Source organism: Marisediminicola sp. LYQ134 (assembly GCF_046599635.1).
Classification (GTDB): domain Bacteria; phylum Actinomycetota; class Actinomycetes; order Actinomycetales; family Microbacteriaceae; genus Marisediminicola.
This window is the reverse complement of sequence record NZ_JBKIWP010000001.1, coordinates 1-12,014: the sequence shown is the minus strand read 5'-3', so window position 1 is coordinate 12,014 and position 12,014 is coordinate 1. Positions and strand designations below refer to the sequence as shown.

Below are 12,014 nucleotides of genomic sequence, written 5' to 3'. Positions count from 1 at the left end.
ACTCACAACTCGTCGAGAGCGACATTCAGCAGCAGCACGTTCACCCGCGCCTCGCCCAGAAGCCCCAGGTCTCTGTTCTGGATGTTATCGCTCACCAGTTCGCGAACGCTCTCCTCGGGCAGCCCGCGCTCGGTCGCGACCCGCGGCACCTGCTGCAGCGCGTATTCCGGGCTGATGTGCGGGTCGAGCCCCGAGGCGGAGGCGGTGACGGCGTCGGCGGGGATCTCGTCGGGCGCGACGCCGTCGAACTCCGAGATCTGCGCCTGACGTTCGCCGATGGCCGAGACGAGGTCGTCGTTCTCGGGCCCCCAGTTCGAGCCGCTCGAGGCGGCACCGTCGTACCCGTCGCCCGCCGCCGAAGGCCGCGGTTGGAACCACTCGGGCAGCGGATCGCCGTCGGCGTCGCTGAAGCTCTGGCCGATGAGGGCCGAGCCGACGGTCTCGCCGTCGACGGTCACGAGCGAGCCGTTCGCCCGAGTGGCGAAGGCGAGCTGCCCGACGCCCGTGACGACGAGCGGATAGCCGACCCCGAGCACGACGGTGAAGACGAGGAGGGCGCGGATGGCGACGCCTGCGGTGCGCAGGCCGGTGCGAGGTGCACTCATGGTGGTGTTCTTCTCTCTTGAACGGTGCCGGTCAGAAACCGGGGATGAGGGTCACGGCGAGGTCGATGATCTTGATGCCGACGAACGGCGCGATCACTCCCCCGAGGCCGTAGACGAGGAGGTTGCGGCCGAGCACCTTCGACGCGGTGAGCGGGCGGTACTTCACGCCGCGCAACGCGAGCGGGATGAGCGCGATGATCACGATCGCGTTGAAGATGATCGCCGAGAGCACGGCAGACGCGGGCGAGTGCAGGCCCATGATGTTGAGCACCGCGAGGCCCGGGAAGACCCCGGTGAACATCGCGGGGATGATCGCGAAGTACTTCGCGATGTCGTTCGCGATCGAGAACGTCGTGAGTGCGCCGCGCGTGATGAGCAGTTGCTTGCCGATCGCGACGATGTCGATGAGCTTCGTCGGGTCGGAGTCGAGGTCGACCATGTTGCCGGCCTCCTTCGCTGCGGAGGTTCCCGTGTTCATCGCGACCCCGACATCCGCTTGCGCGAGCGCCGGGGCGTCGTTGGTGCCGTCACCGGTCATCGCCACGAGGTGGCCGCCCGCCTGCTCCTTCTTGATGAGCTCCATCTTCTGCTCGGGTGTCGCCTCCGCGAGGAAGTCGTCGACTCCCGCCTCCGCGGCGATCGCCTTGGCGGTGAGGGGGTTGTCTCCCGTGATCATGACGGTGCGGATGCCCATCGAGCGCAACTCGGCGAAGCGCTCCCTGAGGCCGGTCTTGACGACATCCTTCAAGTGCACGACACCGAGGATGCGGCCGACACCCGCGTCGCTGATCGTCGCGACGACGAGCGGCGTGCCTCCGCTGTTCGACACGCGTTCGACCTGCGCCTGGAGCTCGGAGCGCACCGACGGCGACGCCCCCTCGCCGATCCACGCGAGCACCGCCGACCCTGCACCCTTGCGGATGCGGGTGCCGTCGGGCTGGTCGAGCCCCGACATGCGGGTCTGCGCCGTGAACGGCGCGAACTCGCCCGCAGCAGAATCACCATCGACGTGCACGCCCTGTTCGGCGGCGAGGTCGACGATCGACTTGCCCTCGGGGGTCGGGTCGGCGAGCGACGAGAGCGCTGCGGCGCGGATGAGCTGCTCGGGGTTCACCCCGACGAGCGGCACGAACTCCGAGGCCTGGCGGTTGCCGTAGGTGATGGTGCCCGTCTTGTCGAGCAGAAGCGTTGTGACATCCCCCGCGGCCTCGACCGCGCGACCCGACATCGCGAGCACGTTGCGCTGCACGAGGCGGTCCATCCCGGCGATGCCGATGGCCGAGAGCAGCGCGCCGATGGTGGTCGGGATGAGGCACACGAGCAGGGCGATGAGCACGGGAACGCTCGCGCTCGCGTCGAGGTACGACGCGATCGGGTTGATCGTGAGCGTCACGATGACGAAGACGATCGAGAGGCTCGAGAGCAGCACCGTCAGGGCGATCTCGTTGGGCGTCTTCTGCCTCGCAGCCCCCTCGACGAGGGCGATCATCCGGTCGACGAATGTCTCGCCGGGCTTCGAGGTGATGCGCACGACGATGCGGTCGGAGAGCACGCGCGTGCCACCGGTGACGGCGCTGCGGTCACCGCCCGATTCGCGCACGACGGGGGCGGACTCGCCCGTGATCGCCGACTCGTCGATCGAGGCGATGCCCCACACGATGTCGCCGTCACCGGGAACGAGCTCGCCCGCTGTCACGACCACGACGTCGCCGAGGCCGAGGTCGGCAGACGAGACATCGCGGATGTCTGCGGCCTGAGCCCCGGCGTCACCGCTCCCGTCGTAGGCGCTCACGAGCCGTGCCGTGGTGCTCGTGCGGGTCTTGCGCAGGCTGTCGGCCTGGGCTTTGCCTCGACCCTCCGCGACGGCCTCGGCGAGGTTGGCGAAGATCACGGTGAGCCACAACCAGACGGCGATGCCCGCCGTGAAGGTCACGGGGATCGTCGAGCCGCCCGACGACTCGGGGCCGCCCAGGAACGGCTCGGCGATCGCTATCGCGGTGGTGAGAACGGCTCCGATCTCGACGATGAACATCACGGGGTTGCGCCACATGAGCCGCGGGTCGAGCTTGCGGATGGCGCCGGGCACGGCGGCGACGACAGCGTCGGAACTGATGGTCGTGGTGGTCATGGCTTAGAGCAGTCCTTCTGCGAGAGGCCCGAGGGTGAGCACGGGAAAGAAGGTGAGGGCGGTCACGATGACCGTCACACCGACGAGGAGGCCGACGAAGAGCGGCCGGTGGGTGGGGAGGGTTCCCGAGGTCGCGGGCACCCTGTCGCCGGCGGCGAGCGAGCCGGCGAGCGCGAGAACGAGCACGATCGGCACGAAGCGCCCGAGCAGCATCACGACGCCGAGCGCCGTGTTGAGCCACGGGGTGTTCGCCGTGAGCCCCGCGAAGGCGGATCCGTTGTTGTTCGCCGCCGAGGTGAAGGCGTAGAGCACTTCGGAGAGCCCGTGGTTTCCGGGGTTCCAGATCGACGTGTTCAGCACGTCGTCACGGATGCCCGGGATCGCGAAGCTCAGCGCCGTGCCGACGAGCACGAGGGTCGGCATCACGAGGATGTAGAGGCTCGCGAGTGTGATCTGCCTGGGGCCGATCTTCTTGCCGAGGTACTCCGGTGTGCGGCCGACGAGCAGCCCCGCGACGAACACGGCGATGATCGCGAGGATGAGCACCCCGTAGAGGCCCGCTCCGACACCGCCGGGGGCGACCTCGCCGAGCATCATGTTGAGCATCGGCATCATGCCGCCGACCGCCGTGTACGAGTCGTGCATCGAGTTGACCGCACCGGTCGAGGTGAGCGTGCTCGAGGTGCCGAAGAGGGTCGACCCGTCGATACCGAATCGCACCTCTTTGCCCTCCATCGCGCCTCCCGCGAGCTCGGGCGCGGTGCCGAACCCTGCCCGCTCGAGGAGCGTGACGATCGTGAGAGACGCGATGTAGAAGAACGCCATGAACGCGAGGATCGCGGTGCCCTGTCGGCGGTCGCCGACCATCCGTCCGAAGGTGCGCGGGAGCGAGAACGGGATCATGAGCATGAGCACGATCTGCAGCACGCTCGTCCACGGGCTCGGGTTCTCGAACGGGTGGGCCGCGTTGGCGTTGAAGAACCCGCCGCCGTTGGTGCCGAGGTTCTTGATCGCCTCCTGGGAGGCGACAGGGCCGCCCGGAAGCGTCTGCGTGGCACCGCTGAGTGTCGGCACGTCGGTGAACCCGGTGAGGTTCTGGATCACCCCGCCCGCCATGAGGATGATCGCGGCGAGCACCGAGATCGGCAGCAGCAGCCGGAGGGTTCCGCGGGTGAGGTCGACCCAGAAGTTGCCGAGGGTGCCCGTGCGAGTGCGGGCGAAACCGCGCACGAGGGCGACGGCGACGGCGATGCCGACGGCGGCCGACACGAAGTTCTGCACGGCGAGGCCCGCCATCTGCACGGTGTAGCCGAGGGTCACGTCGGGCGAGTAGGACTGCCAGTTGGTGTTGGTGACGAACGACGCTGCGGTGTTGAACGACAGCCCCTCGGGCACCGCGGGGAGCCCGAGCGAGTAGGGCAGCACGGACTGGAAGCGCTGCAGGAGAAAGACGAGGAGAACGCCGATTCCAGAGAACCACAGCACCCCGCGCAGGTAGGCCTGCCAGGTCTGTTCCGACGACGAGTCGACGCCGATGAGGCGGTAGAGGCCGCGCTCGATCGTCAGGTCTTTCTTCGACTCGTAGATGCTGGCCATGTAGTCGCCGAGCGGGCGGTAGAGCACCGCGAGAACGAGGGCGACCGTGGCCACTTGGAGGATGGGGAGCAGCACGTCCATGTCAGAACCGCTCCGGTCTCACGAGGGCGTACACGAGGTAGACGATGGCGGCGACGCCGAGGCCCGCCGCGAGAAAGGAGAAGACGATCACAGCTTCTCGACCCCCTTCGCGACGAGGCCGACGAGCACGAACGCGGCGATGATGCCGAGCACGTAGGCAAGATCGAGCGGGGTGAGAAGGTCGAGCACTGTGGTGTCCTTCAGCAGAAGTGAACGCGCGGCACGGTGAACGCGCCGGCGGGTGCCCGGTGGGGCACGACATCCGATACAACTCCCGAGCGGGCGGCCGTCGGCGCGTCCTAACGGAATCCACACGGGTGCGCGGCGAAACCTAACGGCGCCCTAACGCGAGGGCCGCTCACCGCGCTAGCGTGCTGCCATGACCTTCGCGAACGTGGGAACCCTCGGTGCTGTGGCCGGCAAGCGCGACGAGCTCGTGGCGCACCTCGTCGGCCGCAACGACGCTCTGCGCGAGGTCGGATGCCTCGCCTACGAGGTGGGGGTGAGCGACGACCAACCCGACACCGTGTTCGTCGTCGAGCTGTGGACCTCCGCCGAGGCGCACCAGGCCTCGCTCGCCCTCCCCGAGGTGCAGCAGGTCATCGCCGCGGCGCGGCCGCTGCTCTCGGGCGAGTTCGGCGGCTTCCGCTTCGACGTGGTCGGGTCGCCGCTGCGAGAGTGAGGTGGGTCGGGCTCAGCGCACCCCGTTCGCGTCGGCCGCCCTCCTGCACCAGACTCGGGGGATGACTTCACCCGCGTCAGCGTCCGCCTCCGCCGCGCCAGCCACCCCCTCTCCCCTGCACGAGCTCGCGGCCGCCCACGGCGTCTCCACGTCGTTCACCGATTGGCGCGACACGGTCGTCGACGTTCCCGACGAGGCCATCCGCGAGGTGCTCGCCGCGATGGGAGTGGATGCCGCAGACCCCGCCGCCGCACTCGCCGAGCACGCGATGGCACCGTGGCGCCGCCTCCTGCCGCCGTCGCTCGTCGTGCGCGAAGGTGACGACATCCGCCTTCTCGCCCACGTCGGCGAGCGCGACGAGCTCGAGCTGACGCTGACCCTCGAGAGCGGGATCGAGCAGTCGCTCGGTGGTCACGATGGCACCGCGCAGCTCGTCGACACCGAGACGCGGGATGTCGACGGTGTCACCGTCTCGGCCATCCCCGTGCCGCTGCCCACCGACCTGCCGCTCGGTTACCACACCGTGCGCGCGAGCTCGGGTGACCGCTCGGCCGAGTGTGTGCTCGTGGTCACGCCGCGCTGGCTCGGCCTGCCCGACTCGTTCGGCGAGGGCAGCTCGTGGGGGTTCGCGACGCAGCTCTACAGCGTGCGCTCGCGCGGCTCGTGGGGTGTCGGAGACCTCGCCGACCTCACCGACCTCGCCGTCTGGTCGGGTGCCGAGCTCGGCGCCGACTACCTGCTCATCAACCCTCTGCACGCGGCCGAGCCTGTCGCACCGCTCGAACCGTCACCCTACTTGCCGTCGTCGCGTCGCTTCTTCAACCCGCTCTATCTGCGGGTCGAGGAGGTTCCGGAGTTCGCGCAGCTGAACGCCGACGACCGCGCCACCGTCGACGGGATCGCCGCGCGCGTGCACCGTGAGCTCGACGAGAAAGACGCGATCGACCGCGACACCTCGTGGACGGCCAAGCGCGAAGCGCTCAAACTCATCTTCGCCCTCCCGCGCCGCGCCGGTCGCGAACTCGACTACCAGGCGTTCACGAAGCGCGAGGGCGAGAGCCTCGAGCAGTTCGCCACCTGGAGCGTGCTCGCGATCGAGCACGGCAATGACGCCCGCGAGTGGCCCGAGGCGCTGCAGGGTGCGACGACCATCGCCGTCTCCGACTTCGCGCGCGCCCACGCCGACGACATCGAGTTCGAGATGTGGCTGCAGTGGCTGCTCGACGAGCAGTTGCAGCGCGCTCAGGGCAAAGCGGTGAACGCCGGAATGTCTCTCGGCATCATGCACGACCTCGCGGTGGGAGTGCACCCGGGTGGAGCGGATGCGTGGCGCCTGCGTGACGCGTATGCCACCGGCATCCGCGTGGGTGCACCGCCGGACGCCTTCAATCAGGTCGGTCAGGACTGGCAGCAGCCGCCGTGGCGCCCCGATCGCCTCGCCGAGCTCGCCTACGCGCCGTTCCGCGACCTCATCGCCGGTGTGCTGCGGCACGCGGGCGGGGTGCGCATCGACCACATCATCGGGTTGTTCCGCCTGTGGTGGACTCCCGAGGGCCGCACCCCCGCCGAGGGCACCTACGTGCGCTACGACCACGAGGCCATGATCGGGGTGCTCGCCCTCGAGGCGCAGCGTGCCGGAGCGGTCGTGGTCGGGGAGGATCTCGGGGTCGTCGAGCAGTCTGCGCGCGACTACCTCCTGGAACGCGGCATCCTCGGCACGTCGATCCTCTGGTTCGAGCGCGACGAGAACGGCGACCCTCTGCCCGCCGAGAGGTGGCGCGAACTGTGCCTCGCCTCGGTCACCACGCACGACCTGCCGCCGAATGCCGGTTACCTGCAGGGCGAGCACGTGAAGCTGCGCGACAAGCTCGGCGTGCTCACGCGTCCCGTCGAGGAGGAGGCGGCCGCCGACGAGGCCGAGCGCGGCAGTTGGCTCGATGAGATCCGCAGCCGGGGGTTGCTCGCACCCGAGTCGGGGAGCTCGAGCCCCTCGATCGCCGACACCATCACCGCGCTGCACCGCTACCTGGCGCTCGCGCCGTCGCGACTGCTCAACGTCGCGCTGACGGATGCGGTCGGCGACCGTCGCACGCAGAACCAGCCGGGCACGATCGACGAGTACCCGAACTGGCGCGTGCCGCTCTCCGGCCCCGACGGTTCGCCCCTGTGGCTCGAAGACGTGGTCGAGTCGGAGAGCGCCGCAGCCCTCGCGCGAGCGGTCTCTCATCCGGCACCCGCCGCCGACGCGCCCGACGACACCGTCGCCCCGCGCCCGGAGGAGCAGATCGCCGACGTCGCCCGGTCGACGCCCGATGTGGCAGACCACGGCGAGGTCTAAGCACCCTTCCCCCGCGAAGTGGGGGCGGACCCGGCCGTCCGACCGCACCAAACAGCCGTTTTAAGCAAGATTTTCTCGATATATTCATCCCTGAACCGACCGCCGAGCACTCGCTCGGGAGGGCATGTCGTGTGAGTCTGCGCGCGCCCGGCGTGGTCGCCGCCCGTCAGAGGAGATCGACATCGTGACCGACACCACCGGCCCCACCGGGCACGACCCGCAGAACCCCGACGGCACGACCCCGCCGCCCGCTCCCGAGCCCGCGCCCGCGCCCGCGCCCGCGACGACCCCAGTCCCGGCCCCGGACGCGGCTCCGGCCCCCGGCGCCGCAGGTGGTCTCCCGACCGGGAACCCGCCCCAGCAGCCCTCGCCGTCCGGCGACCAGGCGCCGAAGAAGCTCGGAACGGGTGCCATCATCGGCATCGTCGCCGGTGGCGTCGTTCTCCTCCTCGTGCTCGCGGTCGTCGTAGTCACGTTCGCCGTGCGCAGCGCGAACAGCTCCGCGTCTGGCGACGGCGACGGCGCACCTGCGGCCGCGACATCCACCCCCGACGGCGCTGTGCGCGGCTATCTCGAGGCTCTCGCCGCCTCGGACGCCGAGACCGCGCTGTCGTTCGTCGGTGACGCGCCCGCGGCATCCGGTTTCCTCTCCGATGAGGCGCTCGAAGCCTCCAACGCGATCGCACCGATCACCGCCATCGAGGTGACCGAGCCTGCCGAAGCCGACTTCTCGACGACCGTCACGGCGACCTACTCGCTCGGCGATGTGCCCGTGTCGGCCGAGTTCTCGGTCAACGAATACGACACCGAGGGCTCGTGGCAGATGTCGGCGGCCACCGCCGAGCTCGACTTCGGTTCGCGGTTCGAGGGCCTCGATCTGACCCTCAACGGTGAGCCGCTCGAGTCGACGACCGTCGAGGTCTTCCCCGGCAGCTACGAGCTCGCCACGACGACCCCGAACTTCACGATCGAGGGCGAGACCGTTCTGACGGTGCGCGAACCGTTCGACTACCCGAGCCAGAGCGACATCAACGCGGCCCTGACGGATGAGGGTCTCGCCGTGTTCCGCGCTGCGGTGCGCGACGAGGTGGAGGAGTGCCTCGCCTCCAAGAACTTCGAGGCCGGTTGCGGACTCGACCTCCCCGAGGTTCTCGACGACGGCTCGCGTCTCGTCGAAGGTTCGCTCACGCGCACCCTCCTCGCCGAGACGCAGGCCACGCTCGACAACCTGCAGCCACAGGAGCTCGTCACCGACCCGCTCGTCGTGAGCAGCGAGTTCATCGGCGGCGTCAACGTGGAGGCCGACGTGGCGCAGAACGGTTCGACCGGTCGCGGCGACGTGCTCTTCGCCCCGAGCCTCGCCGCCCCCGTCGTCGACTTCACGTCGGGCACGCCCGTCGTGCGCTGGGACTGACGCTCGAGCTTTCGCGTGAGGTGGCGTCGCCGCGCTAGGCACGCCACCTCACGTCGTCGCGCGCAGGCCCTCCTCGCGCACTCTTTCAGGCTACGGTTGAGCGCCCCCAGTTCAAGGAGATTCGTATGTCTGTCGGTCTGCTCGCTGTCGTCGATGACATCCTCACCGCCGCCCTCAAGGCGAGTGCGAAATCCGCGGGGGTCGTCATCGACGATGCCGCCGTCACGCCGCAGTATGTTCACGGCCTCACGCCGGCTCGGGAGTTGCCGGTCGTCTGGCGCATCGCCCTCGGCAGCATCTTCAACAAGTTCGTCATCATCATCCCGCTCGCCCTGCTCCTGTCGGCGTTCGCCCCCTGGGTGCTGCCGTGGCTGCTCATCATCGGGGGCACCTACCTGTGCTTCGAGGGTGCGGAGAAGGTCACCGAGTGGTTCGGCGTGCATCACGCCGCCAAAGACGACGGGCCGCGCGACGAGAAGAAGCTCGTCGCGGGCGCGGTGCGAACCGATCTCATCCTCAGCGCGGAGATCATGCTCATCTCCCTCGCGAACCTCGACCCCGATTTCGGTCTCTGGCCCACGCTCGGGGCGCTGATCGTCATCGGCTTCGGCATGACCGTCATCGTCTACGGCTCGGTCGCGCTGCTCGTGAAGATCGACGACATCGGGTTGCGTCTCATGAAGAGCCCCAGCCGCCAGGTGCGTCGCTCGGGGGCGCGCATCGTCATGTCGATGCCCGCGGTGTTCCGCTTCATCAGCATCGTCGGAACGGTCGCCATGCTGTGGGTCGGTGGCCATCTCGTGATCGCGAACCTCGCCGAGACGTTCTGGCACGCCCCCTACGATCTGGTGCACGCCGCGACCGAGGCGGTGGCCGCGGCGGGACCGGTGGTCGTGTGGCTCACCGACACCGCCATCTCGGCGGTGTTCGGAATCATCCTCGGGCTGATCGTCGTGGTCGTCGTGACCGCGGTGTCGCGCTTGCGCACGCGTGATCAGTCGAAGGTCGACGCGCACTGACGGTGACCCTCCGCGGTTAGGGTTGCTGCGGTGGATCTGTTATTTACGTCGGCCGGAGCTGTGCTCGTCGTTCTCGGACTTCTGGAGGTGTTCCGCACCCTCCTCCACCCCGAGGGGCGCGGGCGGCTCTCCCGTCGGGTGGCGAGCGGGGTCTGGCGCGTCGTCGTCTCGTTCGGTCGGCCGGCGCGCGCGGTCGCCGGACCGATCGCGATCGTCGCGGTGTTCGTCTTCTGGTCGCTTCTGCAGGTCGTCGGCTGGGCGCTCATCTACCTGCCGCACGTGCCCGAGGGTTTCTCCTACGACCCGGGCCTCGATCCCGCCGCCTATCCGCCGTTCCTCGAGGCGGTCTACTTCTCGTCCGTCGCCCTCGCGACCCTCGGGCTCGGGGATGTCATCGCCGCCGACCCGTGGATCCGCTACTTCGCCCCGGCGCAGGCCATCATCGGGTTCGCGCTCATCACCGCGATCGTGTCGTGGCTCATGCAGCTCTACCCCGCCCTCCTGCAGCGCCGCTCCCTCGCGCTGCAGCTCACCGTGCTCAAGCGCAGCGACCTCGCGGGTGACCTGAGGCGGATGCATCCGGCCACGGCCTCCTCGAATCTCGACTCGATTACCTCCGCCCTCACCTCCGTGACCATCGACCTCGTGCAGACCACGGAGAGTTTCTTCTTCTCGGAACGCTCCCCCGCCATGTCGCTGCCCGCGCGAGTCTCCTACGTGCGCACGCTCACGGCCGAGGCGAAACGCTCCCGGCACCGCGCCGTGCGGTCGAGTGGCGCCGCCCTCGACCAAGCGGTCGCCGCGTTCGCGGAGGAGCTGAGCGACACCCTCGGGTTCGCGAGCACGCGGACCGACGACATTCTCGCCGAGTATTCGAGACGGCACGGCGGCGGGATGTGAGCGCCGACGAGCGTCGCGCCGGCGGCAGCGGCAGCGTCGACGGCAGCATAGACGGCAAGGAGCGCGCTTCCGAGGCTCTCGCTGCGCGCCTCGACAGGCCCATGGGAGTGCTCGGGCTCATCTTCTTGTTCGTCGTGCTGGGTCAGAACCTTGCGCAGGAAGCGTGGCTCGTCACCACGCTGAGCGTGCTCGGGTGGCTGTTCTGGGTGGTGTTCGTGGCGGAGTTTCTGTTGCGGGCCTACGTCGCCGGGTTCAGCGCGACGTTCTGGCGCAAGCACTGGTGGCAAGTGCTGTTTCTGGTGCTGCCGTTTCTTCGCTTCTTCCGGGCGCTCACCGTGTTCCGTTTCGCCCGTGTCGCCCGCGTGGCTCGGCTCGGTGGTGTGCTCTCGGCGGGCGTGCGCGGTTCTCGCTCCGCCGGCCGCCTGCTGTCGAACCGCATCGCGTGGCTCGCTGCGGTCACCGCCGTGGTCATCCTCGGGTCGAGCCAGTTGCTCTACGTCGTCGACGGCACGATCACTTACGGCGACGCCCTGTTCCAGACGGCGATGGCGACCATCACGGGCGCGGGGCTCGAGGGGGACGACACTTTCGTGCGTCTCCTGCAGGTGACTCTCGCGGTCTACTCGGTCGTCGTGTTCGCAACCCTCGCGGGATCGTTCGGGGCGTTCTTCCTACGGCAGCCTGCGGCAGAAGCGACCGCCGTTCCGGGGCCTGAGCCAACGACTACGGCTGCGGCTGCGGCTGCGAAGAGCAACGATCGGAATCCGCCGATCTAGCCGCGCGCCACGACGCCAGCTACGGCCCGGCCCGACCACCGATCGGATGCACCGCCTCGGTCGCATACGCGCGGCCCATCGGGCTCGTCCACGTCAAACTGCCGGAACCACCACGTGCTTGAGTGACACCCCATCCCGCATCCTTCGTTTTGTGATGGCCGCGACACAGGTGGGCGAGGTTGTCGTGAACCGTGAGTCCGTCACCGTTCCAGGGGATGGTGTGGTCGATGTCGCAGAATCGGGCTCGCCGCGAGCATCCGATGAACCGACAGGTCTCGTCCCGATAGCGCAGATAGCGTCTGAGTTCGGATGGCACCGCGTAACGGTCTTTGCCGAACGACAGCACTACCCCGGTCTCAGGGTGGGTCAGAATGCGCGTGAACCCCGTCGCCGTCGCCGCGAGTTCCCGTGCCGTCTCGGGATCGATCGGTGCGACACCCTCGAGCATCCCCGGAGTGGCTGCCTTGCCCATGAC

General features: G+C 68.9%; 11 protein-coding genes. 6 read left to right on the top strand and 5 right to left on the bottom strand.

Annotated features, from left to right (window positions below; translation table 11 throughout):
• Positions 1 to 2 precede the first annotated feature (2 nt).
• Genes kdpC through ACLHIH_RS00040 form a run of 4 tightly spaced genes read right to left on the bottom strand, consistent with a single transcriptional unit; the run spans position 3 to position 4,501 of the window.
• Positions 3 to 605 carry a potassium-transporting ATPase subunit KdpC gene (gene kdpC / locus ACLHIH_RS00055; RefSeq protein WP_411314682.1) on the bottom strand — a complete coding sequence of 201 codons (603 nt, stop codon included), beginning with the start codon at positions 603 to 605 and terminating at the stop codon, positions 3 to 5.
• Between the two features lie 31 nt (positions 606 to 636).
• Entirely contained in the window at positions 637 to 2,733 is a 2,097-nt protein-coding gene (gene kdpB, locus ACLHIH_RS00050) for a potassium-transporting ATPase subunit KdpB (protein ID WP_411314681.1), read from the bottom strand.
• 3 nt (positions 2,734 to 2,736) lie between these two features.
• Positions 2,737 to 4,410 (bottom strand): potassium-transporting ATPase subunit KdpA, encoded by a 1,674-nt coding sequence (gene kdpA / locus ACLHIH_RS00045; protein ID WP_411314680.1) that lies wholly within the window; start codon positions 4,408 to 4,410, stop codon positions 2,737 to 2,739.
• Between the two features lies 1 nt (position 4,411).
• Positions 4,412 to 4,501 (bottom strand): potassium-transporting ATPase subunit F, encoded by a 90-nt coding sequence (locus ACLHIH_RS00040; protein WP_411314679.1) that lies wholly within the window; start codon positions 4,499 to 4,501, stop codon positions 4,412 to 4,414.
• A gap of 288 nt (positions 4,502 to 4,789) precedes the next feature.
• On the opposite strand from ACLHIH_RS00040, the gene ACLHIH_RS00035 reads away from it, so the two are divergent.
• The 6 genes from ACLHIH_RS00035 (at position 4,790) to ACLHIH_RS00010 (ending at position 11,539) form a co-directional block, all read left to right on the top strand.
• Complete coding sequence (locus ACLHIH_RS00035) at positions 4,790 to 5,092, top strand: putative quinol monooxygenase (protein WP_411314678.1); 303 nt, start codon at positions 4,790 to 4,792, stop codon at positions 5,090 to 5,092.
• Positions 5,093 to 5,153: 61 nt separating this feature from the next.
• Entirely contained in the window at positions 5,154 to 7,430 is a 2,277-nt protein-coding gene (gene malQ, locus ACLHIH_RS00030) for a 4-alpha-glucanotransferase (RefSeq protein ID WP_411314677.1), read from the top strand.
• A 184-nt stretch (positions 7,431 to 7,614) separates the two neighbouring features.
• Complete coding sequence (locus tag ACLHIH_RS00025; protein ID WP_411314676.1) at positions 7,615 to 8,844, top strand: hypothetical protein; 1,230 nt, start codon at positions 7,615 to 7,617, stop codon at positions 8,842 to 8,844.
• 125 nt (positions 8,845 to 8,969) lie between these two features.
• Positions 8,970 to 9,863: a DUF808 domain-containing protein gene (locus ACLHIH_RS00020; RefSeq protein ID WP_411314675.1), complete on the top strand. Its 894-nt coding sequence runs from the start codon at positions 8,970 to 8,972 to the stop codon at positions 9,861 to 9,863.
• A gap of 30 nt (positions 9,864 to 9,893) precedes the next feature.
• A complete protein-coding gene (locus ACLHIH_RS00015; RefSeq protein WP_411314674.1) occupies positions 9,894 to 10,763 on the top strand; it encodes a potassium channel family protein in 870 nt (289 codons plus the stop codon).
• Positions 10,760 to 11,539, top strand: a complete 780-nt coding sequence (locus tag ACLHIH_RS00010) for a hypothetical protein (protein WP_411314673.1) — start codon at positions 10,760 to 10,762, stop codon at positions 11,537 to 11,539. The genes ACLHIH_RS00015 and ACLHIH_RS00010 overlap by 4 nt, the downstream gene beginning before the upstream one ends.
• Positions 11,540 to 11,558: 19 nt before the next feature.
• Here the strand turns inward: ACLHIH_RS00010 and ACLHIH_RS00005 are convergent.
• Positions 11,559 to 12,014 (bottom strand): HNH endonuclease (locus ACLHIH_RS00005; RefSeq protein ID WP_411314672.1); only part of this gene is annotated, 456 nt, incomplete at its 5' end.